22 protein-coding genes are annotated in these 24789 nt (G+C 73.0%); 8 read left to right on the top strand and 14 right to left on the bottom strand.

The window, feature by feature from the left end; all coding sequences use genetic code 11:
* Positions 1–265: 265 nt before the first annotated feature.
* Both ACFWVC_RS31805 and ACFWVC_RS31800 read left to right on the top strand, forming a co-directional pair.
* On the top strand, positions 266–2377 hold the full coding sequence (locus ACFWVC_RS31805) for a restriction endonuclease (RefSeq protein ID WP_384295455.1): 2112 nt from the start codon (positions 266–268) through the stop codon (positions 2375–2377).
* Positions 2378–2604: 227 nt separating this feature from the next.
* Positions 2605–4263 (top strand): substrate-binding domain-containing protein, encoded by a 1659-nt coding sequence (locus tag ACFWVC_RS31800; RefSeq protein WP_384295450.1) that lies wholly within the window; start codon positions 2605–2607, stop codon positions 4261–4263.
* Positions 4264–4324: 61 nt separating this feature from the next.
* Here ACFWVC_RS31800 and ACFWVC_RS31795 read toward each other — a convergent pair whose 3' ends face one another.
* Complete coding sequence (locus tag ACFWVC_RS31795; protein WP_384295445.1) at positions 4325–5482, bottom strand: ricin-type beta-trefoil lectin domain protein; 1158 nt, start codon at positions 5480–5482, stop codon at positions 4325–4327.
* 571 nt (positions 5483–6053) lie between these two features.
* Here ACFWVC_RS31795 and ACFWVC_RS31790 point away from each other — a divergent pair.
* Entirely contained in the window at positions 6054–6455 is a 402-nt protein-coding gene (locus ACFWVC_RS31790) for a hypothetical protein (protein WP_384295440.1), read from the top strand.
* A gap of 48 nt (positions 6456–6503) precedes the next feature.
* Here the strand turns inward: ACFWVC_RS31790 and ACFWVC_RS31785 are convergent, their stop codons facing one another.
* The 3 genes from ACFWVC_RS31785 to ACFWVC_RS31775 form a co-directional block, all read right to left on the bottom strand.
* Positions 6504–7103 carry a helix-turn-helix domain-containing protein gene (locus ACFWVC_RS31785; RefSeq protein ID WP_384295434.1) on the bottom strand — a complete coding sequence of 200 codons (600 nt, stop codon included), beginning with the start codon at positions 7101–7103 and terminating at the stop codon, positions 6504–6506.
* A gap of 50 nt (positions 7104–7153) precedes the next feature.
* Positions 7154–8785 carry an alkaline phosphatase D family protein gene (locus ACFWVC_RS31780; protein WP_384295430.1) on the bottom strand — a complete coding sequence of 544 codons (1632 nt, stop codon included), beginning with the start codon at positions 8783–8785 and terminating at the stop codon, positions 7154–7156.
* A gap of 113 nt (positions 8786–8898) precedes the next feature.
* Positions 8899–9570 carry an HNH endonuclease family protein gene (locus tag ACFWVC_RS31775; protein WP_384295425.1) on the bottom strand — a complete coding sequence of 224 codons (672 nt, stop codon included), beginning with the start codon at positions 9568–9570 and terminating at the stop codon, positions 8899–8901.
* 575 nt (positions 9571–10145) lie between these two features.
* Here ACFWVC_RS31775 and ACFWVC_RS31770 point away from each other — a divergent pair.
* The gene (locus ACFWVC_RS31770) at positions 10146–10727 is read left to right on the top strand and encodes a TMEM165/GDT1 family protein (RefSeq protein ID WP_384295418.1); all 582 of its coding nucleotides are present in this window, start codon (positions 10146–10148) and stop codon (positions 10725–10727) included.
* On the opposite strand, the gene ACFWVC_RS31765 is transcribed toward ACFWVC_RS31770, so the two are convergent.
* Entirely contained in the window at positions 10699–11655 is a 957-nt protein-coding gene (locus tag ACFWVC_RS31765; protein ID WP_384295413.1) for an SDR family oxidoreductase, read from the bottom strand. The genes ACFWVC_RS31770 and ACFWVC_RS31765 overlap by 29 nt on opposite strands.
* A 115-nt stretch (positions 11656–11770) precedes the next feature.
* Here ACFWVC_RS31765 and ACFWVC_RS31760 point away from each other — a divergent pair, with 115 nt between their 5' ends.
* Complete coding sequence (locus ACFWVC_RS31760) at positions 11771–12451, top strand: TetR/AcrR family transcriptional regulator (RefSeq protein ID WP_384295409.1); 681 nt, start codon at positions 11771–11773, stop codon at positions 12449–12451.
* A gap of 296 nt (positions 12452–12747) precedes the next feature.
* Here the strand turns inward: ACFWVC_RS31760 and ACFWVC_RS31755 are convergent, their stop codons facing one another.
* The 5 genes from ACFWVC_RS31755 to ACFWVC_RS31735 form a co-directional block, all read right to left on the bottom strand.
* Complete coding sequence (locus ACFWVC_RS31755; RefSeq protein ID WP_384295405.1) at positions 12748–13482, bottom strand: Mut7-C RNAse domain-containing protein; 735 nt, start codon at positions 13480–13482, stop codon at positions 12748–12750.
* 65 nt (positions 13483–13547) lie between these two features.
* Positions 13548–14207, bottom strand: a complete 660-nt coding sequence (locus ACFWVC_RS31750) for an HAD-IA family hydrolase (protein WP_384295400.1) — start codon at positions 14205–14207, stop codon at positions 13548–13550.
* A 127-nt stretch (positions 14208–14334) separates the two neighbouring features.
* Positions 14335–15288 carry an SDR family NAD(P)-dependent oxidoreductase gene (locus tag ACFWVC_RS31745; protein ID WP_384295397.1) on the bottom strand — a complete coding sequence of 318 codons (954 nt, stop codon included), beginning with the start codon at positions 15286–15288 and terminating at the stop codon, positions 14335–14337.
* Positions 15289–16088: 800 nt separating this feature from the next.
* Complete coding sequence (locus ACFWVC_RS31740; RefSeq protein ID WP_384295499.1) at positions 16089–16601, bottom strand: hypothetical protein; 513 nt, start codon at positions 16599–16601, stop codon at positions 16089–16091.
* Positions 16602–16697: 96 nt separating this feature from the next.
* Entirely contained in the window at positions 16698–17594 is an 897-nt protein-coding gene (locus tag ACFWVC_RS31735; protein WP_384295395.1) for a peptidoglycan-binding protein, read from the bottom strand.
* Between the two features lie 185 nt (positions 17595–17779).
* Here ACFWVC_RS31735 and ACFWVC_RS31730 point away from each other — a divergent pair, with 185 nt between their 5' ends.
* Entirely contained in the window at positions 17780–19843 is a 2064-nt protein-coding gene (locus ACFWVC_RS31730; protein WP_384295393.1) for an MFS transporter, read from the top strand.
* On the opposite strand, the gene ACFWVC_RS31725 is transcribed toward ACFWVC_RS31730, so the two are convergent.
* Together ACFWVC_RS31725 and ACFWVC_RS31720 are read right to left on the bottom strand one after the other, a co-directional pair.
* Positions 19844–20359, bottom strand: coding sequence for a hypothetical protein (locus ACFWVC_RS31725; protein WP_384295390.1), 516 nt, complete (start codon positions 20357–20359; stop codon positions 19844–19846). It abuts the gene before it with no gap.
* A gap of 24 nt (positions 20360–20383) precedes the next feature.
* Entirely contained in the window at positions 20384–20704 is a 321-nt protein-coding gene (locus ACFWVC_RS31720) for an antibiotic biosynthesis monooxygenase (protein WP_319662573.1), read from the bottom strand.
* Positions 20705–20802: 98 nt separating this feature from the next.
* On the opposite strand from ACFWVC_RS31720, the gene ACFWVC_RS31715 reads away from it, so the two are divergent.
* Positions 20803–21069 (top strand): DUF2087 domain-containing protein, encoded by a 267-nt coding sequence (locus ACFWVC_RS31715; RefSeq protein WP_384295386.1) that lies wholly within the window; start codon positions 20803–20805, stop codon positions 21067–21069.
* Positions 21070–21302: 233 nt separating this feature from the next.
* Here ACFWVC_RS31715 and ACFWVC_RS31710 read toward each other — a convergent pair whose 3' ends face one another.
* Both ACFWVC_RS31710 and ACFWVC_RS31705 read right to left on the bottom strand, forming a co-directional pair.
* On the bottom strand, positions 21303–21932 hold the full coding sequence (locus ACFWVC_RS31710; RefSeq protein ID WP_384295383.1) for a hypothetical protein: 630 nt from the start codon (positions 21930–21932) through the stop codon (positions 21303–21305).
* Positions 21933–22040: 108 nt separating this feature from the next.
* Complete coding sequence (locus ACFWVC_RS31705; RefSeq protein ID WP_384295380.1) at positions 22041–22712, bottom strand: DedA family protein; 672 nt, start codon at positions 22710–22712, stop codon at positions 22041–22043.
* Positions 22713–23247: 535 nt separating this feature from the next.
* On the opposite strand from ACFWVC_RS31705, the gene ACFWVC_RS31700 reads away from it, so the two are divergent.
* A complete protein-coding gene (locus tag ACFWVC_RS31700; protein ID WP_384295375.1) occupies positions 23248–24669 on the top strand; it encodes a family 2B encapsulin nanocompartment shell protein in 1422 nt (473 codons plus the stop codon).
* Positions 24670–24789 lie beyond the last annotated feature (120 nt).

Raw genomic sequence — 24789 nt, 5'->3', positions numbered from 1 at the left:
AAGACCTCTCCCCCACTCTTCGAGGGTGGCAGTTTGCCATGGGCATATGTCGGGCTGGAGGCCGAGGCCCGGCCAGCGCTTCAACGGCGTGCGAAAAGGCACCTGCGCCGCCGTACGGCGCACGCGCGGGCCAGGTCAAAGCGTGTGCCAAGCCCGTGGGAACGTGGCCGATGTGCGACTAGGGTGTCCGGTTACTGCTGGTGGGGAGCCGGCGAACGAACGATTGCGTGGGGCGATGGTGTCCCGGGGGAGGACGTGTACCGCCATGAGTCGTCGTTCCAGTGGGCTGGCCGGGATCTGGGCCGAGGCGCAGCGCCAGCAGCAGCGGCAGCGGGAAGCGCAGTTGCGCTCGCAGGCGCAGCGTCAGCGGGACGCGGAGCGGCAGCAGCGGGCCTACGAGCGCGACATGGCGCGCGGCCATCGTGAGCAGCAGGCGGCGTACCGGCGGCACCGGGAGGCGGACGCGCGTCGCCGTACCGAGGAACTGGACGCGCGGGTCGCGTCCCTGCAAGGTCTGCTGGCCGCCGGCTGCCGGGCGCCGGCGTTCCGGTCGGCCGCGCTCGTCCGGCCGGAGCAGATAGAGGCGTTCGCGCCGGGCCCGCTGGCCCACCCCCTGGCGATGCCGGACCCGAACCAGTACCAGGCGCAGGGCGGTTGGGGACTGGGAGCGCAGCGGCGGGCCCAGGCTCAGGACGAGGCGCGGGCACGGTTCGAGCGCGACTGGCACGCCGCCCAGGCCGCCGAGGCCCAGCGGCAGCGTCAACTGGCGGCGTACCGGCAGCAGTACGACCAGTGGGCGAGCGCGCAGCTGGCGGAGATACGCCGTCACAACGCCGCGATAGCGGAGATGGCGACGGCGCTCCGGGGCGGGGATCCCGAAGCGGCCGTGGAGTACTTCTCCGCGGCGCTGTACGCGTCCTCGGCGTGGCCCGAGGCGATGCCGCGGCAGCTGACCGCCGCCTACGACCCGTCCGGGCGTCAGTTGGTGGTGAACTGGGAGCTGCCGAAGTACGGCATCGTCCCGGAGGCGAAGTCGGTGCGCTTCATGCCGTCCGTCGACCAGGACAAGGAGACGGCCCGCCCGGTCGCCCAGCGGCGGGCGCTGTACCGCGATGTGCTGGCGCAGTGTGTGCTGCTGGTGCTGCGCGACCTCTTCGCGGCCGATGAGTTCGGGGCGCTCGAGTCGGTGGCGCTGAACGGATTCGTGGACGACCACGACCCGGCGACCGGCCGGCGTACCGAGATCTTCCTGGCGACCGTCGTGGCCGCGCGCCCGGCCTTCACCGCGCTGAACCTGGAGCAGGTGAACGCGGTGGACTGCGTCGTGGACGGCCTGCGCGGGCAGCTCTCGGCGCGTCCCGACCAGCGCACCGCGGTCCGGCCGGGCCGGCTGCCCGGCGATGTCGGCGGGAACGTCGTCACCCACGGAGGGGGCGACGAGCCGGACCTGTACGCCATGGACCCGATCGCCTTCGAGTCGCTGGTCGCGGACCTGTTCCGCGCCATGGGGATGCGCGCGGTGACGACGCAGCGCTCGAACGACGGCGGTGTCGACGTCGAGGCCGACGATCCCACCCCGATACGGGGCGGGAAGATCGTCGTGCAGGTGAAGCGCTACCGCAACACGGTGCCGCCGACCGCCGTCCGTGATCTCTACGGCACCGTGCAGGACGCCGGCGCCAACAAGGGCGTGCTCGTCACCACCTCCGGTTTCGGCCCCGGGTCCCATGCCTTCGCCAATGGCAAGCCGCTGGAGCTGGTGTCCGGCAGCCAACTGGTCGACCTGCTGCACCGCCATGGACTGCGCGGGAGACTGGGCGACGGCGCGCCCGGCGGCCCCGGCGCGCCCGGCCGGCAGCCGGCGCAGGTGCCTCCGGAGGCGGAACGGCCCCTCGATCACAACGTGTTGGGCATGTCGTGGGCGGGCGGTGTCGCCGTGGACGTGTGCGCGCTCGTCTGTCAGGGGTCCCGGGTGCTGAGCGACGACCACTTCGTCTTCTTCAACAACCCCGGTACCCCCGACGGGGCGGTCCGCTCGGTCGGCGACGCCGCCCCCGACAAGGCGGCGATCCGCGTCGCCTTCGACGCGCTGCCGGAACGGGCCGACCGGCTCGTCCTGGTCGCGGCGGTGGATCCCGTCGCCGACCCGCGCGCGGACCTGTCGGGGTTCACCGACGCGGGCATCCGGCTCCTGGACTCCTCGGGCGCCGAACTCGGCCGCCTGGAGGTGTCCGACGGCCGCCCCGGCGAGACCGCGCTGGTCCTCGGTTCGTTCCGCCGTCGCGCCGCCGGGAACTGGGACTTCGTCATCGGTGGCAAGGGCTACGCCGGCGGCCTGGAGGCCCTGGTGCAGGAGTACGGCATCGAGGTGGCGTAGGCGGCCCGGGAAGTCCTTCCGGCCGCCGGGCGCGTTCGTTCGTCCTTCACCTGTCCGTGGTCCCCGGTTGCCACGGGGCGCGGATCCTGACGCGATGCGGTCGGGACCCTGGGGAAGGTCCCGGGAGAACGATGGGGCGGACGATGGCACGGGCGAACCGAGCGGCAGTACGGGGCAGTTCCTCGCGGAGGTGGCGCCGGCACGGGTTCGGGGGGACCCTGGCCACGGTGACCACGGCGTTCCTCGTCGTCCTGGGCGGTGCGTCACCCGCTCACGCGAACACCGGTGCGCCGATCGACGGAGCCGGTTCCACGTGGGCTCAGGACCAGATCGGGCAATGGGGCGTCGCGGTCCAGAGGCAGGGCTTCGGCACGGTCCACTACAGCGGGACCGGTTCGATCGACGGGCGCGGCCAATTCCGTTCCGGGACGGTGGACTTCGCGGCCTCGGAGCTGCCGTACGGACTGAACGAGGACGGGTTCACCGACCCGCCGCCCACCAGGCCGTTCGCCTATCTCCCCGTCATGGCGGGCAGCATCGGCTTCACCTACAACGTGCGGGTCAACGGCAGGCGCATCACCGACCTGAGGCTGTCCGGCACCACCGTGGCGGGGATCTTCACCAGGACCATCACCCGGTGGAACGATCCGGCGATCCAGGCGGACAATCCGAGGACCACGTTGCCCGCCACGGCGATCACCCCGGTGGTCCGCGCCGACAACAACGCCACCACGGCCGGCCTGACACAGTGGCTGTCAGCCGGGCAGCCGACGGTGTGGGGGGCATACTGCTCGGCGGCCGGGCGGGGTCCCGGATGCGGTACGACCACGACCTTTCCGACCGTGCCGGGGGACGTGGCCGTGGCCGGCTCGCTCGGTGTGACCGTCGAGACCAGGTTCACCAACGGTGCCATCACCTACGTGGAGTCGGGGTACGCGTCGTCGGCGGGCCTACCGGTGGCCAGTCTGCTCAACACCTCGGGGTACTACACGGCACCCACCGGCGGCGCCGTGGTGGTCGCCCTCTCCTCCGCCACGGCCGGCCCCTCCGGCCTCGTCGATGTCACGCCCGCGTACACCGCCCCGGACCCGCGGACCTACCCGCTGCCGCTCGTCGGCCACCTGATCGTCCCGACGACGACCGGCACCGGGTTCACCGACGAGAAGGGACAGACGCTCGCCTCCCTCGGTTCGTACGCCCTGTGCCACCAGATCGCGACAGCGGGCATGGAGAGCGCGCCCCTGCCGCCCCATCTCGTGTCGGCCGGTCTCGGCATCGTGCGCCGCATCCCGGGTTCCTCGCTGAGTGGGGTCGACACGTCGAACTGCGTCGGCGCGGCCGCCGGGGAACTCCAGAACGCTCCTCAGCCGCGGGCCTGCGACCGGGTGGGCGGTCCGCCGTGCACCGACGACAACCCGGGACACCGGATGGAGACGATCACCACCACCCTCGAACCCGGCGCCCTGGTGATCTCCGTCGCGGGCAGCCCGCACGTGGAGTTGCCCAGCCCCGAGCTCGACCCGTCGGGCGAACACCTCCACACCACGGGGCAGATGACCCCGGTGACGGTCACCGACACCCGGCCCGGCAACATCGGCTGGACCGCCACCGCCCAGGCCGGCGACTTCACGGACCTGGCCGGCGACACCATCGACGCGAGCCATCTGACCTGGGCCCCTGCCGTCGTCGACCGCGGCACCGCGCAGTCCGTCACGCCGGGAGCCCCGGTCGTACCGGGCGGCGGAACGGGCCTGAAGGACGTCCGGACCTTGGCCACCGGGACCGGCCCCGGCACCGCGAGGGTGGGGGCCAGGCTCGACCTCGACGCGCCGACCTCCACACCGCCGGGTACCTACACCGCGGTCCTGACGCTGACCGTGATCTGACGCCCGGCCCATGGACCTGGGCCCCGCCACGGCGTCGTGGCGGGGCCGTCGGGCGCTTGGGTCAGGTGGCGGTCCACTTCTGGGTGGCGGCCGTGCCGCAGGTCCACAGGTACAGCCTGGTGCCGTTGACGCCCGGGGCTTCCTTGATGGTGACGCACTTGCCGGCCTGCAGATTGACCAGCCGGTGCGCGGAGTCGAACTGGAACTGCTGGGCGCCGGTGCCGTTGCAGTCGGCGAGCTGGATCCCCGCCCCGTTGTCCCGTGAGCCGTTCACGACGTCCAGGCACCGGCCCACGGACCGGATGCTCGTGTCGGGCATGGCATGCCAGGTCTGCTGGGCGCTTCCGGTGCAGTCCCACAGCTGGAGCGGCGTGTTGTTCGGGGTGCTGTTGTCGATGCAGCGACCGGAGGCGGGGTTGTAGATGGCCCCGTCCGGCACGTTGCCGTTCGCCGAGGCGCCGGACGGCGAGGTGCTCGACGTGGGCTGGTGCGCGGTGCCGCCGGGCTTTCCGGCCTTCCCCGGCTTCTCGCCGGTCCGGTCCGGGGACGGGCTGGTGCCGGCGTCGTCGCGGGCGCTCGCGCCGCTGCCGGGAGAGTGCCGCGGACGGGCCGTGGCGACGGGCGACTCCGGGCCGGACGGGCTCGCGGGAGCCGTCTCCTCCCCGGGGGCCCGGTCGCCCGAGGCGGCGTCCGTGATCGTGACGGATTGCGTGCTTCGGTTGTGGTCTTCGACGGCGCGCAGGACGAACGGGACGCACGCGAGGACGCCCACGGCCAGGACGGCGCCGATGAGGACGGTCCTGCGGGAGCGGGAGCGGGGGCGGGGGCGGCTGGTGCCCTGCGCCACGACGTCCTCGTCGGCGGCGGCAGGGTCCGCCGCCGGGGCCGGGGCCGGGGCCGGGGCCGGGGCAGCCTCAGCGGCCTCCTCGGCAGTGGGGCGCGATGCGAAGGCGAGCCCGGCCGCGAACCCGTCCGCGAACGTGGACCCGGACTCCCCCGAGCGATCCTCGGGCTCCTCGGGTATCTCCGCGGCCCGCCGGGAGCGCTCCGTCACGATCCGGCCGTCGCTCCAGTCCCCGGGCGTCGCACTCGTACTGGCGGCAGCCTCGGCGATAGCGGTCGTCCTCTGCGTCCGGCGGGGCAGCGGCGCGGAGCCCGCGGACCGCTTCGGCCGGGTCTCGTCGGCTGCCGCCGTCCCGTCGTTGGGAGAAGCCGTCATTGCGTCCTTCCAGGATCAGAAGTGGCCAGAACAAGCCCGGCCGCACGGACGGGAATCCGCCTCAACCGTCCTGGGGCACCCCGCGCCGGCGAACTGGCCGAGCGCGGGCGGCCGGACGGCATTCGAGGACCCCTTCTGCCTGGGGACGCAGATACGGCGAGGGGCGCCAGCCCGTGCTGCGCCTTGTGCCTTGGAGTACGGCGCCTCGGGGAGCGCCACACGGACATTAGCACTCGGCGCCTGCTGACACCGTGTGGGAGGCAGCACACTCCCCTGCCCGACGCGCACCCCTTGACGGCCGGACGATGAATGGCCACCCCGACCTGGGTGATCGAACACTGAACGCTGGACGTCGACTGTGCCACGCGGGCCCCAATGCCCCTGCGAACAGCGTGGATCGGGGACCGACCGGGTCGCCGGCCGCCTCCGGCCCGTCATCGCGACGCCCGGAGCTGAGGGCCGCGTCGGCAGCGGGCGGAGTCCTTCTCGGGGTGCCACGGTGTGGACGGGTCCGGCCCACGTGTCACACCGTCCGGGCGGGATGTCGGAGGCCGCGCATACCCTCGCGGGCATGGCGACAAGACCTTCCGAACACTGGCGTGCCGGGGTGGCCGAGGAAGCACGAAAGCTCAGGGCCGGGGCGATCGATCCCGAGAGCGCCTACATGTCCCGGCTCTTCCCCGAGTCGCTGTCGGCGGCGACGGACCGTGTGCTGTCGTCGTTCGAGGCGGAGATGACGGCGCTGCGGAACCCTTCCGACGCGGAGGTCTTCGCGGCGGTCGAGCGCGCCGTCCTCGCGCTGAACTCCGTCAACGAGGAGCACGGCGGCGGGGGGTGCGAGACCGGCGAGCGGGAGGAGCTGTGCGCGTACCTCGACCTGACCCTCGTGGAACACGGGATCGACGTCCCCGCACTCGCCGCGCGGAACGGCATCGGCCGGTACGAGATCACGGACCGGTGGCGCGAGTGGTGAACGCCGCCCGCCAGGCCCGGCGATTCGCCCCCTCCCCCGGGAACACGCTCAGCCGTCGCCGGGCCGGAGGGGACGCGCCGTGGCGCGGACGTGCATGCGCTCGCCCTGGCGGCCGAAGAGGCTGAGGATCTCGACGGGGTGATCGCCGGCGCTGCCGAACCAGTGCGGCCTGCGGGTGTCGAACTCGGCCGCCTCGCCGGCCCCGAGGACCGCCTCGTGGTCGCCCAGTACGAGGCGCAGCCGTCCCGCCAGTACGTAGAGCCACTCGTGGCCCTCGTGGACGCGCGGCTCCGGCTCGTTCCGGGAGGCCGGGATGATCACCTTCAATGCCTGCAGAGCACCGGGGTGGCCGGTCAGCGGGACGACGGTGCGGCCGTCGACCCGGCGCGGGGTCAGGCGCGGCCGGGGGTCGCCGGACGCGGGGGCGCCGACCAGTTCGTCGAGCGGCACGCGGTGCGCCCGGGCGATCGGCAGCAGCAGTTCGAGGCTGGGGCGGCGCCCGCCGGTCTCCAGGCGCGACAGCGTGCTCTTCGAGATCCCGGTGGCCTCGGACAGCCCGGCCAGCGTGACACCCCGGCGGGTGCGCAGGTGCTTGAGCCGGGGGCCGACCTCGGCGAGGGCGGCGGCGATCGCGGGTTCGTGGTCCACGCGCCCCATTGCACCGCGCGCGTCCCGGGAACGCCAATGCCGTTCGCCGTTCAGTCCGTGAGCCGGGTGTCCAGCACCGTCTCCAGCCGTGCCTTCGGTTCCTTGGCCCGCGTCTGGTCCAGGCGCAGACGCGCGGTGCGTCCCCGCAGGGTCAGCGTCATCAACTGGTTGCCGAACCAGGGGCCGCCGAGCCTGCTCCACTTCAGGGAGGTCGCGGAGGCGCGGCCGTGGCGGGTGAGGGCGCGGCCGAGGAGGCGGGCGGGGCGGGTCCAGGCGAGGCGGAAGGCCACCCGCATGAAGCCGGGGATTGTGTTGTGCACCGGCGAGCAGGTGAGCTGGAGGACCCGGGCCCGCAGCGGGGCGCCGGGCCGGTGGGCCTCGGCGGTGTAGGCGTGGTGGACGTCGCCGGACAGGACGCAGATGGTGGCGGGTGCGTCGGGGTGGTCGGCGGCGGTGGTGAGCAGGCCGGCCAGTTCGTCGAAGGAGTCGGGGAACGCGGACCAGTGCTCCAGGTCGCCGGCCTGGCGCAGCCGTTCGCCGCGGTGGCTCCAGCGGTGGCCGCGGTTGCCGCGGGCCAGGGCCGAGCTCCACACCTCGGCGTCGTGGACGGCGTGCGGGAGCAGCCACGGCAGCGACGTGCCGATGAGCAGGTGGTCGAACGCGCCGTCGGGGCGGGTCTGTTCGCGCAGCCAGTCGAGTTCGCCCGGGTCGAGCATGGCGCGGCGTTCCTCGGCGAGGACGCGGGCGGCACGGGAGTCGACCATGAGCAGCCGGGTGCGGCCGAGGTCGCGGCGGTAGCTCCAGCGGTTGTGCGCGGGATCGGCGTCGGCGCGGGCGGCGAAGGCGCGCAGCACTTCGGTGCCGTCCTGCTCTGCCCGTATCGCGGCGAGGAGCTTGTCGGAGGCGAGTTCGGCGGGGCTCAGGTTGCCCAGGTGCTGGTGGACCCAGTAGGAGGCGAGGCCGCCGACGATGCGCTCCTGCCACCACGCGGTGTCGCGCATGCCGGCGCGCCAGGTGTGCGAGGTGTTCCAGTCGTCGATGACGTCGTGGTCGTCGAAGATCATGCAGCTGGGCACGGTGGACAGCAGCCAGCGGATGTCGGGGTCGAGCCAGGACTCGTAGTAGAGGTGGGTGTATTCCTCGTAGTCGGCGACCTGGTCCCAGGGCGGTTCGCTCAGGTCGCGGCGGCGGGCGAGCCAGGTGCGGGTGGCGGCGGAGGTCTCGTCGGCGTAGATCTGGTCGCCGAGCAGGACGAGCAGGCCGGGGCGGGCGGCGGTGCCCTCGGCGATGTGGTGGGCCAGGGTGTCGAGCGCGTCCGGTCCGATCGGGTCGGGCTCGTCGGGCGGCGGTGCGGCCCAGCGGCAGGAGCCGAACGCGACGCGGAGTTCGTCGTCCTCGCCGGAGGGGGTGTCGATGGTGCTGGGCGGATAGGAGGACCCGGGCAGCGGCCAGACCTCGCGGCCGTCGAGCAGGACCCGGTACGGGGTGCTGCCACCGGGGCGCAGCCCGGTGACGGTGACGATGGCGTAGTGGTGCCCGGCGATCTGCCAGGTGCGTTCGCTGCCGGCGGAGCCGTCGTCGCAGCGGATCTCGGCGGTGGCGGGGCGGTCGGCCTCCAGCCAGATGGTCGCGGTGTCCTCGTCCACGTATCTCAGCAGCGGGCCCAGGCGCAGCTCTGCCATGCGGTCGGCCTTCCCTCCGTCGTCACTGGGTACGGACGTCGGAGGGAAGGCGTGAGTTCCCGGTCGCGGTCCCGGCGGCCGGACGGTGGGGGGACGGCGGCCGGGCGCGGGGGTCAGCAGCCGCTGAGGACGCTGGTGAGCTTGTTCTTCTCGGCGGTGTCGACGGACAGGCCGTAGTAGTACTTCACCTGGACCCAGGCGCGGACGTAGGTGCAGGCGTAGGCGGTGCGCGACGGCATCCACGTGGCCGGGTCCTGGTCGCCCTTGGCCTGGTTCACGTTGTCGGTGACGGCGATGAGCTGCGGGCGGGTGAGGTCGTTGGCGAAGGACTGGCGGCGGGAGGTGGTCCAGGCGGAGGCGCCGGAGTCCCAGGCCTCGGCGAGCGGCACGAGGTGGTCGATGTCCAGGTCGGAGGCGGCGGTCCAGGTGGCGCCGTCGTAGACCGAGTACCAGCTGCCGCTGGTGGCCGAGCAGGAGGAGTTGGTGACCACGCCGCTGCCGTCGCGCTTGAGGACGGTCTCGCGGGTGTCGCAGGCGCCGCTGATGGTGATCCAGTGCGGGAACAGGTCGCGGTTGTAGCCGGTGCGGTTCTCGGTGGCGACCTTGAGCGAGGCCAGGTAGCTGCGGGCGGTGGCGGCGCTGACGGGCGTAGGGAGCGCGGCCTGGGCGGCGGGGCCGTTGAGGGTGCCGAGGGTGGCGAACAGGCTGGTGAGGGCGGCGAGCAGACCGAGGTATCGACGCGCGTAGACACCGCGGCGCGTGAGGGCCAGGCGTATGCGGGACATGGGGTCTCCCTTGGATGTGGGGGTTCGGCCGGTGGAGCCGACGGCCATCCTTGTGTCGCGACGTTTCGTGGGGGCGTGCGGCAGGTAACAGACTGCCGACATGGACACGTCATGTCGAGAGGGACGGCACGAGCGGATCAGCCGCCTCCCGCCGGCGCCCAGATGTGGCGTCGGTCACATCACCTCGCGCCCGGCGCCCGCCGCCCTCGCGCCCAACCCCCGCCCCGGCCGGTCCACTTGGGCCCACGCCCTCCGCGCCCCCGCCGGACGTCCCCGGGGGACACCGCCCGGCAGCCGGTAGACTGGGAGCAGCAGAAGGGGAGTAGCTCCTCGCCGGACCGTCGACATACTGCCCGTCCGTCGCCCGCCCACCGCCAGGTGGGATGTGCCCAGGCACAACGGATGACGGCCAGGCCGGCGCCCGGAGCCCGGTACACGCGTCATCGTCGCCCACGGGGCACGGCGGCGGACCGGGCCAGCGAGACCTTCGGCCGCAGTGTCCGACACTGCCGTGCCGAAGCGACCCCTTTCACGGAGTTCCCGGTGCGGCGCCCGAACGCAGAGGAACCAGTCCGTTGTTCAGCCTCACCGTCGCCGCCATCACCTTCGGCGTCATCTTCCTCGCCGAGCTGCCCGACAAGACCGCGCTGGCCGGTCTGATGCTCGGCACGCGCTACCGCGCCTCGTACGTCTTCTGCGGCGTGGCCGCCGCCTTCCTGGTCCACGTGGCACTGGCCATCGCCGCCGGCAGCGTGCTGACCCTGCTCCCCCACCGCTGGGTGCAGGGGGTGGTGGGCCTGCTCTTCCTCGCGGGCGCGGCCGTGCTGCTGTTCAAGAAGGGCGAGGACGAGGAGGAGGTCAAGGCCCCGGCCGACCAGAGCTTCTGGAAGGTCGCCGGCGCCGGCTTCATGCTGATCCTGGTCGCCGAGTTCGGCGATCTCACGCAGATCATGACCGCCAACCTCGCCGCCCGCTACGACGACCCGATCGGCGTCGGGGTCGGTGCCGTGCTGGGGCTGTGGGCCGTCGGCGCGATCGGCATCCTGGGCGGCCGCACCCTCATGAAGCACGTGCCCCTGCGGCTGATCACCAAGGTCGCGGCGGCCGTGATGGTGCTCCTCGCGGGCTTCAGCCTGTACGAGGCGTTCGCCGGCTGAGGGGGGCGGGCAGGGCGACCCCGGTCAGGCGCTCGGCCTCGGCCCACAACCGGGCGTTGACCGCGGGGTCCTGGGCCCGTCGTGTGATGCGGGCCGTAACGGTGGGACCGACCAGGCCGAAGCGCCCGCCCGGTCCGTAGTAGCCGCCCGCGGCGGCGTCGGGGGCGGTCGCCGCGTACAGCAGCGGCTCGGTGCCCGGCTCGACGCCCTGCGAGGGCAGCAGCGCGTTGAGGGCGCGGAGCACCGGGTTCGGCCGGTACGGCGCATCGCGCCCCAGGCTCGCGCCGGAGGTCTGGAGATTGGTGCGGGTGTAGCCGGGGTGCGCCGCGGTGCTCAGCAGGTGCCAGCCGCGCTCGTCCGCGACGCGGGCGAGGTGGACGCTCATGATCAGGTCGGCGAGCTTGGACTGGGCGTAGGACAGGGCCGGGCTGTAGCGGCGGCGCTCCCACTGCAGGTCGTCGAAGCCGATGCGGCCGTAGTTGGCGGTGCCGCTGCTCATCGTCGCCACGCGGGGCGCGGGGGCGGCGAGCAGCGCGGGCAGCAGCCGCAGGGTGAGCGCGAAGGGACCGAGGAAGTTGCTGCCCATCTGCAGCTCGAAACCGTCCGCCGTGGCCATCCGGGTGGGCGGGGACATCACACCGGCGTTGTTGACGAGCAGGTCCAGCGGGGTTCCGTCGGCCGCGATCGCGTCGGCGAACGCCTCGACGGAGGCGAGGTCGGCCAGGTCCACCCGGCGCACCTCCAGCCGGGCGTGCGGATGCCGGGCCAGGATCTCGGCGCGGGCCCGCTCACCCTTGGCGGGCGTGCGCACGGCCAGGACGACCCGGGCGCCGGCCTCGGCGAGCCGGCGGGCGGCCTCCTTGCCGGTGCCGCTGTTGGCTCCGGTGACGACGGCGAAGGTGTCGGAGCGGTCGGGGACGACGTACATGAGAACTCCCGGGGGCAAGGGTCGACACGGTTCAACAGACCGCCGGTCTGTTGAATGCGAAGCTAGCAGACCTTCGGTCTGATAACAACAGACCGCAGGTCTGTAGACTGCGGCCATGGCAACCACGTTTCAGCGCGCGCGCAACGAGGAGCAGCGCGCGATGCGCAGGAAGGCGATCCTCGACACCACGGCCGCGATGCTGACCGAGATGCCGGTCGCCGAGGTGAGCCTGAACGAGCTCAGCCGCCGCGTGGGCCTGGCGAAGTCCAACGTGCTGCGCTACTTCGAGTCACGCGAGGCCGTGCTGCTGGAACTGCTCGACACCGCCACCCGCGACTGGCTGGAGCACCTGGCGACGCAGCTGGACGAGGCGATCGACCCGGCTGCCGGCACCGCCGCACGCGCGGACCGGCTGGCCGCCGCGCTCACCGACTCCCTGGCGGCCCGGCCCGTGCTGTGCGACCTGGTGAGCGCGCAGGCCGCGGTGCTCGAACGCAATGTCTCCGCGCAGGTCGCCGCCGACTACAAGCACGCCGCGATCGCCAACGTGACGGTGCTCGCCGGGCTGGTCCGTGCGCACCTGCCCGAACTCGGCGAGCAGGACGAGATGCGCTTCGCCGCCGCGGCGGTCATGGTCACCGGCGCCGTCTGGACGCACGCGCACCCCTCCCCCGGAATGCTCGCCGCCTACGAGGCCGATCCGTCGCTGGCCGCCCTGCGCCTGGAGTTCTCCGCCACGCTGTGCGACATGCTCCAGGTGGTGCTGTCCGGCCTACTGGCCCGCTCCGCCAACTGACGGCGGCACGCCGCCGGGGAGTGGGGGCGGTGCGGGGGCGGCGCCGCCGCCGGGGCACGGTCAGGCGGAGGCGGTACGCGCCGCGCAGCGCGCGAAGACGTCATGGCGCCCTCCAACCACCCGCAGAAGGCGGCACGCCGCTACCCGGACACGGTCAGACGGGGGCGCAATACGTCCCACGCACGCGGTGCAGCGCACGAAGGGAGATCGTGGCGGCAGGGCGTGCCCTGCCCCAGACGCTAGAGCACCGCGTGCTTGCCGGCGCTGTCCAACCACCCGCTACAGGCGGCACGCCGTCACGCGGCCGGGCGCCCGAACTCGCTCAGCGCGTCCTCGACGATCGCCTCCAGGCGGGCGTGGTGCGCTCCGCGCCAGTACAGCCGCTCGCACGCCGTGCAGCGCGCGAAGACGTCGTAGCTGCGGCGCGTGCCCTGCTCCAGATGCTCCAGCACGGCGTGCTTGTCGGCGTCCTCCAACCGCCCGTTGCAGGCGGTGCAGCGCGTCCACGGCGCCAGGTCCGGGGCGAACCGGCTGAGCACGTCGCGCAGTTGCTCGTCGGGCTGGTCGCTGTAGACGTACGCGCCCGCCCACAGCTCGCGACGGCGCAGCAGGCCGCGGTCCCGGGACAGCAGCACGCGCTTCTCGGCCGCCGACCGCCGCGCCAGCGCCGGGTCCCCGATGTCCTCGCTCTCGTACGCGGCGTCGACGCCCAGCAGCCGCAACCGCCGCGCCAAGGTGCCCAGATGCACGTCGAGCAGGAAGCGCAGCGGCGCCCCGGGCACCGCCTGCGGGCGGCTGACGGGCCGGACCTCCACGTACTCCCCGGCGCGCGGCACATGGGAGAACGGCATCTCGCTGCCGTCGACGAGCAGGCTGCCCACCTCGGTGAGGGGCACCCCCAGCGACTCCACCACATGCCCGAGTGAGGACACCCCGTCGGTGACCACGCTCGTCCGTCCCTCGCGCCGCGGGGCCGCGGCGAAGAGCCGCAACCCGGAGGCGAAACTGATCCCGATCTCCAGCCCGCTCACCCCGTCAGCATGGCACCGCGCCGGGCGGATCACACGCAGGTTTTCCGGCCGCGTTTCCCCGGGTCTCAGCCGATGTGCAGGACGAGGCCGCCCTCCGGGGCGATCTCGACGCGCACCTGCTCCAGGGTGTCCACGTGAACGGTGGGCGCGTGCGCCGCGGCACGCGGGCCGACGCCGACCACACGCATGCCGGCGGCCTTGGCGGCGGCGATGCCGACCTCGGAGTCCTCGAAGACCACGCAGTCCTCCGGGCCGAAGCCGAGCTCGGCGGCACCCTTGAGGAAGCCCTCGGGGTCCGGCTTGCTGGCACTCACCCGCTCGGCGGTGATCATGACGTCGGGCAGCGGCAGCCGCGCGGCGCCCATGCGGGCGCGGGCCAGCGCGTCGTCCGCCGAGGTCACCAGGGCGTGCGGGAGATCCCGCAGCGCGGCCACGAAGGCGGGGGCCCCGGCGATCGGCACGACACCCTCGACGTCGGCGGTCTCCTCGGCCAGCAGGCGCTTGTTGTCGGCGAGGTTCTCCGCCATGGGGCGCTCCGGGAGCAGCACGGCCATCGTGGCGTAGCCCTGGCGGCCGTGGACCACCTTCATCACGGCGTCGCCCTCCAGGCCGTGCTCCGCGGCCCAGCGGCGCCAGCAGCGCTCGACGACCGCGTCGGAGTTCACCAGCGTCCCGTCCATGTCCAGCAGCAGCGCGCGGGCGGGGACGGTGGTGGACGACGACATGAAGGCTCCCTCGGAAGAACAAGACAAGTGGCCCGCCCGCCGGTCAGGGGAAACGGGCGGAACCACTTTGTTCCTACACGATACAAAACCGTACGGGCATCGCGCCAGGGGGCCCCTCGTGTCGGCGTCAGGCCCGTGCCGGAAGGACCGCGTCCACCGACATCTCCCACAGCCGCGCGGCCGCCTCCGGGTCCAGGGCGTGCGCCGCGACCCCGCCGTGCATACCGGGCCGGTGCGGCAGTGCCTCGTTGCCGTCCTCGAAGTAGCGGCCGCCCACCCCGTCGAGCGCGGGCCACGTCGCGACCACGACGGACGTGGCCGCGCCCTGTTCGCGCGTCTTGAAGGTATAGCCCCCGTTCGAGACCGCGTTGTCCAGGGCCTCCTGACTCAGGTGGCGGCTCAGCCCGGTCTCCAGAATCGCCCCGGGATGCACGGCGTTGACGGTGATGCCGTCGTCCGCCCAGCGCCGCTGCGCCTCGACGGCGAAGAGCACGTTGGCCGTCTTGGAGCGGGCGTACGCGAGGGACGGGTCGTACGCCTGCCGCAGGAAGTGGGGGTCGTCGAAGTCCACGCCCGAACGCAGGTGCGCGACCGAACTCAGCGCGACCACCCGCGCGCCGCCGGCCGCCGCCAGAGCCGGGTGGAGGCCGGTCGTCAGCGCGAAGTGGCCGTAGTGGTTGGTGGCGAACTGCAGCTCCCAGCCGGACGGCGTACGGGTCTCGGGCGTCATCATCACGCCCGCGTTGTTGACCAGCAGGTGCAGCGGCCCCTGCCAGGCGGAGGTGAACTCCGCGACCGATGCGAGGTCGGCCAGGTCCAGCCGCCTGACGTGGACCCGGGCACCGTCGGCCGACGCCCTGATGTCCTCCGCCGCCCGCTCGCCCGCGGCGGTGTCGCGGACCGCCAGCGTCACCTCCGCCCCGGCCCCGGCCAGCGCCCGGGCGGTCTCGACGCCGATGCCGGAGGCTGCGCCGGTGACGATGGCACGGCGGCCGGTCAGGTCGACCGCCGCGGCGGTCACGGCCTCGGCGGCGGTCGATTGGCCGTCGAAGGGCGTGGTGATACGGGGAGTCTCAGTCATGGGGGTTGCCTTTCCGCGATGCGCGGGGGGCGTCCTTCGCGTCCCGCTCCGCGCACTCCAGGCAACCATCGGGATCCCCTCCGGCGGGCCCCCCGGCGGGGACCTGTCAGGCCCCCTCAGCGTCCCCCGCCCGCCCTCCCGTGCGCCCTGTGAAGTCTGGCCGGCCCAGCGCCCGTGGTTGGTAGGCCGGGGTCGGGGCCTCCGGGGCTGGCCATTCTGGACAGCACATTTACGTGCGTTTCCAGCACCTGCCCATCCCATCCCGACCCGGATACCGCACACAAATATGCTCCACAGTCCAGAACACCCACCCTCCCCCAGCCTTCGGCCGGGGGTGCCCCCACCACCCCCGCCCCCTCCGTGAGTTGTCGCGCCTGATCCCCAGTGGGGGGTGTGGAGGCGGACCGGGTGACCGCAGTTGCCTGGATACTGCCCCACCGGCCGCCAGGGCGCGCAGCCGACCGCGAGCACGGCCCATGGGCGGGATGTGTGGGCGGTGACGGCTGGGCGGCTGATGTGCCGCCGCACCAACCCTGGGCCTGTGCCATGGCCGCCCTCCACCCCCCACTGGGGATCAGGCGCATGACGAAACCGAGGGGGCGGGGGCGTAGGGGTGGGCGTTCTGGACTGTGGAGCATATTTGGGTGCACAACCCGGGGTGCCCAGCGGAGAGTGCCCGAGGCACCGAAATGTGCTGTCCAGAATGGCCAGCCCCGGAGGCCCCGAACCCGGCCCACCCCGCACGCGCGCCGGGGTCACTGACTTCACAGGGCACACGGGCGGGAGGGCGGGGGAAAAACCTAGACCCGGTCCACGGACTGCACCAGTCCATACGTGAAGTGCGCAACGCACGCACCCCCCACCCCCGGATCCGTGAACGCAAGCCGCCACCTCGTCGGCGCATCGCCCTCGAGAGGCGTCGCCGGCGCAAACGCGTGGGCCAGCTCGTCGACCGTGCAGGACCACGGTTCGATCTCGGCGGCCGTGGCGGGCCTCGGCCCCGCTTCCCCGGGGGCGCGCACCAGCCACTCGTTCCACACCGCGCCGCCGCCGGGCGCGCACAGGACCTCGAAGCGCAGCGTCGGCCAGAGCGGCACGGGCCACAGGGAGGCGGGGCAGACCAGGTCGCCGACGCGGCGCTGGGCGACCGCTACGGGTGGGCCCAGCACCGCACGGTAGCGCCGCTCCCCGCGCGGGAAGCCGCGCGCGTGGCCCCAGGCCTGCCAGCGGCGGTTGGCCTCCCGCATGTCGGTGCGGCTCACGCCGAGCGTGTGCAGCGCCTCCTCGACCAGCTCGGGCCGGTGGTCGGCCATCCGGCGCAGCAGCACGAGCTGGAAGCCCAGCGTTCCGAAGTCGTCGATCGCCACGGGGAGATCCTGCCAGCCCCGCGCGCCGGGGCGCGCGGCGGGCTAGCGGGTCGCCTCCTCCAGGGCCTTGCGGGTGTTCGGGCCGTAGACGCCCTCAGGGTCGCCCGTGACGTGGTGGAAGTACTGGAAGCGGGAGACCGCGCGGGTCACGCCCTGGTCGTACTGGCCGTCGGAGTCGCGGTAGTACACGCCGGCCTTGCGGAGCCGGTCCTGGAGTTCGACGACGGCGGGCCCGCTGTCGCCGGGCCGGAGCGTGGCGGGCACGGCGGGGGCCGAGCTGGTGGGCGGCGTGGACACCCCGCCGGTGGCGGACGTGGAGGCGGAGACCGTGGCGGAGGCGGAGGCGGCCGGCTTGGAGGGCGTCGCGGTGGCGCTCGGGTAGTAGGCGGTGGCCGAGTTCATCCCCTTGGTCGCGGCCAGGGCCGACGGGCTCTCGCTCGGGGCGGCGGACGGCGAGCCGGCCGCGGCGGTCGGCCGCGCGCTCGGCGGCAGTTCGAGCGCGGGCTCGGAGGCGCCCCGGTCCGGCGCGGCCTCGGTGCGGTCCGGTGCCTGGGTCAGGTGCCCGGTGAGGAGGACGGCGCCGACGGCGAGCACGACCGCGCCGGCCGCGGCACCCGCGATCACCGCCGCCCGGCGCGGCCCCATGGCGCGACGGCGGGCCCGCCCGGCGGGGACGCCCGCGGCGGCCGCCCCGGGTGGTGCGTACCGCTCCAGTTCGCGCGAGGCCGACGACAGCGGCACGGGCAGCCGGTCGCCGGACGAGACCGTGCCGAGGTCGATGAAGTCGACGTCCTCCTCGGCGGCTTCGCGCAGCGCCTCCGGCAGTGGTGCCGCGGCCCCGCCGTGCTCGTCGGGGTCCGGCCCCGGAACGTACGGCCGCACGCGCAGCGACTCGTACTCGTATTCGTCCTCCGGAGAACCCGGCCCCTGCGACGCCACCGGCGCCCCCTCCCGACGTCCTGACAGTCGCAGTGATTATGCAGACCTCCCGTCACGGCCGCCCAGCCGCCTCCGGCTCCGCCGGTCGTACAAACTGCGTGAATGATGTGCAATGGGTGTGAAACTTTGTGATGAAGTGGCAGGTACGCGGTAACGGGCACCCTCGGTGCCCCGAGCGGAGCGACATGGCGCGGCACGACACCGACGACACCAAGGCCCCGGAGGGACCGGAGGGACCGGCCGCGGCCGGTCCCGTCGAGATCGCCGACAGGCGGGCCGTGCGCGTGGCCATCGGCGCGCTCGCCCTCGGCCTGCTGCTGGCCGCCCTGGACCAGACGATCGTCTCCACCGCGCTGCCCACCATCGTCAGCGACCTCGGCGGCCTGGACCATCTGTCCTGGGTGGTGACCGCCTACCTGCTGGCGTCGACCGCGGCGACCCCCTTGTGGGGCAAGCTCGGTGACATGTACGGCCGGAAGAAGCTCTTCCAGGCCGTCATCGTGATCTTCCTGATCGGCTCGGCGCTGTGCGGCCTGTCCCGCAGCATGGGCGAGCTGATCACCTTCCGCGCGTTGCAGGGCCTGGGCGGCGGCGGTCTGATCGCGCTGTCGATGGCGATCGTCGGCGACATCGTGCCGCCCCGTGAACGAGGGCGCTACCAGGGCGTCTTCGGCGCCGTGTTCGGTGCGAGCAGCGTGCTCGGGCCGCTGCTCGGCGGGCTGTTCGTGGACACCCTCAGCTGGCGCTGGGTGTTCTACGTCAATCTGCCGATCGGGCTGGTCGCGCTCGCGGTGATCGCCACCGTGCTGCACATCCCGGTCCGCCGCACCTCGCACCGCATCGACTACTGGGGCATGGCGGTGGTGGCGGCCGCCGCGACCTGCCTGGTGCTCGTGACCTCGCTCGGCGGCTCCACATGGGCCTGGGACTCGTGGCGGATCATCGGGCTCGCCGTGCTGGGCGTCCTGCTCGTCGTGGCGTTCGTGCTGATCGAACGGCGGGCGGAGGAGCCGGTGCTGCCGCCGCGCCTGTTCCAAATCCGCACCTTCTGGCTCTGCTCGGTGATCTCCTTCGTCGTCGGCTTCGCCATGTTCGGCGCGCTGACCTTCCTGCCGACGTTCCTCCAGGTCGTGCACGGCTACTCCCCGACCTGGTCCGGCGTGCACATGATCCCGATGGTGGTCGGCATGCTGGTGGCGTCCACGGCCTCCGGCCAGATCGTCTCGCGCACCGGGCGCTACAAGGTCTTCCCGATCGCCGGGACCGGCGTCACCATCGTCGGCCTGTTCCTGCTGCACCAACTCGACGAGCACACCGAGGTCTGGGCGCTCAGCACCTTCCTGCTGGTCTTCGGCCTGGGGCTGGGCCTGGTGATGCAGGTGCTGATCCTCGCCGTGCAGAACGCCGTCGGTTACGAGGACCTGGGCACCGCCACCTCCGGCGCCACCTTCTTCCGCTCCATCGGCGCGTCCTTCGGCGTCTCCATCTTCGGCACGATCTTCACCACCAGTCTGGCCCGCGAGATCACCGCCGCGCTGGCCGGCCGTACGCTGCCGCCCGGTTTCAACCCGGCGGTCGTGCAGGCCGACCCGCGCGGGGTCTCCGCGCTCCCGGCCGGGCTGCGCGGGCCGGTGCTGCACGCGTACTCCACCGCCATCACCGGCGTCTTCCTGTGGGCGGTGCCGGTGTGCGCGGTCGCGTTCGTACTGGCCTGGTTCCTCAAGGAGGAGCCGCTGCGGCGGTCCGTCACCGTGCCCGACGCCAGCGAGACCATCGGCACCAATCCCGTGAGCCGTTCCTCGCTCGACGAGATCGCCCGCTGCCTGAGCGTCCTCGGCGGCCGCCAGGCAGGCCGCGACCTGTACATCCGCATCACCCGGCTGGCCGGGCTCGACCTGCACCCCGCCTCCGGCTGGCTGCTGCTCTACCTGGCCCGGGCCCGCAGCGCCGACCCCGCGGAGCTGGCCCGCCAGACCACCGTCCCGGCGGACGTCGTCGAGCGTGCCGCCCGGGAGGTCGAGGAGCGCGGGTACGCCCTGCGGGAGGGGAACACGCTGGTGCTCACCGAACGGGGCCAGGAGGTAGCCGCGCTGCTGACGGAGGCCCGCCGCAAGCTCCTCGCCGACCTGCTCGGCGACTGGAACCCCGAACGCCACGAGGATCTGGCGGCCCTGCTCACCAGGCTGACCGGCGAACTGTGCGGCCAGGACCAGGACCGCCCCGGGCACGACCCCGGCCGGGCCGCGTAGCTACCCGCCGTCCGCGAAGGCGGCCAGCGCGGCGAAGTCCGGCTCGCGCAGCCCGATCCGCGGGTCGACGTGGTGCAGCAGCGCCGGCGCGGGGTGGTGGGCGGCGACGTACGCCGTGTCCGCCGCGCTCTGCTCGTCGTCCACCCAGGCGAACGGCCGCCCCGCGGCATGGTCCACCAGCGTCTGTGTCTTCCAGTGCACGAGGTCCGGCCGGTGCGCGAACAGCACGTCGCCGAAGTCGACGTACGGCAGCGGCGGCAGCCCGAGGACCGGGCCGATCCAGGTGTTCGCCTCCGCCATCCAGGTGGTCGCCCAGCACAGCTCGTACCCCAGGCCGAGCAGCGCGGGGCCGTGGGCGGGGTTGAGCCAGACCCGCAGCGGCCGCGTCGCCACGCCGACGGGCGGTACGCGCAGCGTCGTGTACCCGTCCGGCCGGCGGGTCGGCTTCGCCGCGTAGGGGTTGAGCGGCCCGTCCACGTCCAGATAGAGCAGGGGCCCGGGCGACGGCGCGCTCACCGGCTCACACCCCCGCGTCCGCGGTCAGGCCTGCTTGGGGGCGGCCTGCTGGACGACCTCGAAGGACCACAGCGTCGAGCCGGTCGCCGCGGGCTGCGGGCGGCCCTCGCCGCCGCCCTGGTGGGCCTCGCGCATGGAGCCGGACATCCAGTTCTTGAAGTCCTCCTCGCTGCGCCAGCGCGTGTAGACCAGGTACTGGTCGGTGCCCTCCAGGGGGCGCAGGAGCTCGAACCACTCGAAGCCGTCGGAGTTCTCCACGGCGCCGGCACGGGCGGCGAAGCGCTTCTCCAGGACCTCGCGCTGCTCCGCCGGAACGGTGAGGGCGTTGATCTTCACGATGCTCATACCCCCCATCGTGCCAGCCGGAATTCGGATGCCGGGGGCGGGGCGGGCGTGTCAGGCTGCGCAGCGGTCCCCGAATCGTCCGTACGAAGGAGAGTGCCGTGTCCGAGACCGGTGCGCACGCCGTGTCGGCCCTGTTCCGCGACGGACGGCTGACCGTCGTCCCCCGTCGCGCGGCGCGCCGCGAGCAGTTGCTGCGGCACCTGGCCGAGACGCTGTTCCGGCCCGGCCACGCCTACGACGAGCGGGAGGTCAACGAGGTGCTGCGCACGGTGCACGACGACTGCGCCGCTCTGCGGCGGTATCTGGTCGAGGACGGCTGGCTGGAACGTTCGGCCGACGGCACGGCCTACCGCAGGATCCGCTAGGGCGTGTTTCGAAAGTAGCGCCGGCCGCCCGGAGGGCGGGTCCCGCGGCGTCTGGTGCGGTGCATCGCAAGGCGGAGAGTCGTCCTCGTAGTGGGCTACTCGGACGATTCGACAACGCAGCGTGGGGGCACCCCCGGCCGAAGGCTGGGGGAGTGCCGTGCCAGGCGCCGCGGGTGGGGGCACCCCCCAGCGGTAGCTGGGGGAGGGACTTTCGAAACACGCCCTAGGGCGCGTCAGCGGGTCTGCTCGGCCCGCTGCCGGCGCGGGCGGGGCGGCCCGGCCAGCCAGACGCTCACGGCGATGACCCACAGGCCGGCCAGGCCCAGGCCGATGAAGCCGGCGAACGGGATGAACATCAGCACGCCGAGGACGAAGGCGATCCACCCCAGCCAGTGCGGCAGCGGCCCGGAGGACCGGGCCGTGCTGAGCCCGGCCGCCAGCAGCATCACGCCCACCCCGGCGAGGAACGGCATGAACAGGTCGCCGCTGAGCACATTGAGGGCCTGAAGCGCGCCGCCGCCGACCATCTGCTCGCCGGCCGCCTCGATGAGGCAGAGGGTGAGCCCGGCGCTGATCCAGAAGCCGAGGGCGGCCAGCGCGCCGCCGGCGAGAGCGACGTCGGGCAGCCACCCGGAGCGGTCGGTCGTGGCGAGCGCGTGGCGCAGGCTCCCGGCGAAGAAGACCAGGAAGACCCCGGCGACCAGGAGCAGGTACAGGCCGATGCCCTGGGCGGTGTCGTGCCGGGTGTAGAAGAGCCGGACCGTGAAGCCGGAGCTGCCGACGCCGGGGGTGTCGCCCTGGAGGGCGAAGGCGATGGCGGCGAGGATCACGGCCACCAGGCCGTTGAGGGGCCCGAATCGCATCCGGGGCCTCCGTCCGTGCGTCCCTGCTGCTGCCGCCCCCGGCACCGGCGATGCCCGTAACGATGTTGGCACGGGTGCCAGGGGGCCGCCATCGGCGGACCGGGGGCCTCAGCGGGCCTCCGCCACCGCCGCCCGGTCGGGGGTGGCCGTGGCCTGGACCGGCAGGGAGACGGACACGACGGCATGGGTGCGGCGCTCGCGCCGGAAGACGTACGCCGCGATGGAGCCGGAGCCGATGAGGGCGACGGTCGAGGTGGCGGTGCCGATCCAGCCGGCGCCGAACCACTGGCCGCCCACGTAGCCGAGGCCGACGCTGTACGCGGCCCAGACCAGGCTCGCCAGGGCGGACCAGGGCAGGAACTCGCGGACCCTGCGGTGCGCGGCGCCCGCGGTGAGGCTGACCACGGAGCGGCCGGCCGGCGCGAAACGGGCCAGCACCACGAGCGCTCCGCCGCCGCGGGCCAGGACCGCTCCGAGGACCTCCTGGGCGGTCGACAGCCGGCGGGAGTTGGCGACCCGGTGGTCGAGCCAGTCGCCGCCGCGCCAGGCCAGCCGGTAGGCGGCCAGGTCACCCAGGGTGGAGGCGGTGGCGGCGCACAGCAGCAGGACCATCACGTCGAGGAAGCCGCTGCTGCCTCCGGCGGTGGTGCCGGCGGTCGCGGCCGAGATGAGCAGCACGCCACTGGGCATCACCGGCACGAAGACATCGAGCACGATGGACGCGGCGACCAGGGCGTAGATCCACGGTGAGTCGAACAGCGAGCCCGCTCCGGTCAGCACCGCGTCCTCCTCTCCCCCTCTGGTGCGCGGCGCCCTCCGGGGTGTGTGGCGGTCTCGCGCAGAAGCGGTTCTTCTGCGACCCGCCCTCAGCCGTACAGCGTACGCCAGAGACGCACTGAGGATCCCTTCGGGGGCGCGTGACGTTTTCCTCATCATCGATGGCGGGGTTGGGGAATAGCACGCGAATTACCGGGGAGTCACCTCGATCACCCTGGGATCACGCCGTTCCGCGCGACAGCCGCGAGGCCGTGACCTCAGCCGATGCCCCGACACCCGGCAAAGCGCGGCCCTTGGTCACGATTCGGCGCGAGTGGGCCGGCGAAAGAAACGAAGCCCTCGGATCTACCCAAGTCGCTCATTCCGGATTCTCATCCATACGAGTGAGTGCAGGCCGCTCTGTCCCCTGGGTAGCTTCCGTGAGGACAGCGGCCGAGGGCAGGGGGGTCCCGCAGAGAACGTCGTTTCGCGGTGAATTGATTGCATAAACCACGCATTTGAGCGCGTGGGCCACAAGGCCGCAAGGGAAGGACCATTCATGACGGTTGAGCCGGGTGTCGTGTCGGAGGCGGCGACGGAAAACGGCCAGTCGCAGCAGAGTCTGAGCACCGCTGCCGCGCGGAATTTGGCGACGACCACCAAATCCGCGCCACAGATGCAGGGAATCACCTCACGCTGGCTGCTACGGGTGCTGCCGTGGGTCCAGGCGGCGGGCGGCGCGTACCGGGTGAACCGGCGGCTGAGCTACTCGGTGGGTGACGGGCGCGTCGACTTCGTGCAGACCGGCTCCCAAGTACGGGTGATCCCCGCGGAGCTCGGGGAACTGCCCCTGCTGCGCGGATTCGACGACGGCGCCGTGCTCGCGACGCTGGCCGAGCAGTTCGACCAACGGGAGTTCGCGCCGGGAGAGGTGATCGTGTCCGCCGGGCAACCGGCCGACCACGTCTTCCTGGTCGCCCACGGAAAGATCAACAAGCTCGCGCCCACCAAGTGGGACGGTCAGGGCGTGGTCGGCACCATCGCCGACGGCGACCACTTCGGCTCCGAGGGGCTGGCCGCGGCCGACGCCACCTGGGGCTACACCGCCAAGGCCGCCACCACCGTGACCGCCCTCGCCCTGCCGCGCCAGGCCTTCCAGGCCCTGATGCAGCAGTCCGACGGACTGCGCGAGCACGTCGCCGGGTTCGTGAGCGGCACCCAGCAGGCGCAGAACAAGTACGGCGAGAAGGCGATCGCCCTGGCCTCCGGCCACATCGGGGAGCACGAGCTGCCCGGCACGTTCGTGGACTACGAACTCTCCCCACGCGAGTACGAGTTGAGCGTCGCCCAGACCGTGCTGCGGGTGCACAGCCGCGTCGCCGACCTGTACAACCAGCCCTACAACCAGGTCGAGCAGCAGTTGAAGCTCACCATCGAGGCGCTGCGCGAGCGCCAGGAGCACGAGCTGATCAACAACCGCGAGTTCGGGCTCCTGAACAACGCCGACTACCGGCAGCGGCTCACCACCCACGCCGGCCCGCCCACCCCGGACGACCTCGACGAGCTCATCAGCCGCCGCCGCGGCGCCCAGTACCTGCTGGCGCACCCGCGGGCCATCTCCGCCATCGGCCGCGAGTTCAACAGCCGGGGCCTCGTCCCGCACACCGTCGAACTGCACGGCAACCACGTGCCCTCCTGGCGCGGCCTGCCGATCCTGCCGTGCAACAAGATCCCGATCACGAAGGAGAACACCACCTCGATCCTGGTGCTGCGCACCGGCGAGGACAACCAGGGCGTGATCGGCCTGCACCAGACGGGACTTCCGGACGAGTACGAGCCGGGCCTGTCCGTCCGCTTCATGGGCATCGACGAGAAGGCGATCATCTCCTACCTCGTCAGCGCCTACTACTCGGCGGCCGTCCTGGTCCCCGACGCCCTCGGCGTGCTGGAGAACGTCGAGATCGCCCGCCGCGGCGAGTAGGCCCGGCTGCTCAGCCGCCCGACCGGCTTCCGGGGACCGCGCGACCGCGGCCCCCGGGAGCGGCGGCCCGTGCTCGCGTCGGACGGCGGCCCCACGCGGCCCCCCGTCCGCCGCGAGCGC

It is taken from the genome of Streptomyces sp. NPDC058691 (assembly GCF_042714775.1).
Taxonomy (GTDB): Bacteria; Actinomycetota; Actinomycetes; order Streptomycetales; family Streptomycetaceae; genus Actinacidiphila.
Note: the sequence above shows the minus strand (reverse complement) of the source record. Positions and strands in the feature narration are given on the sequence as shown.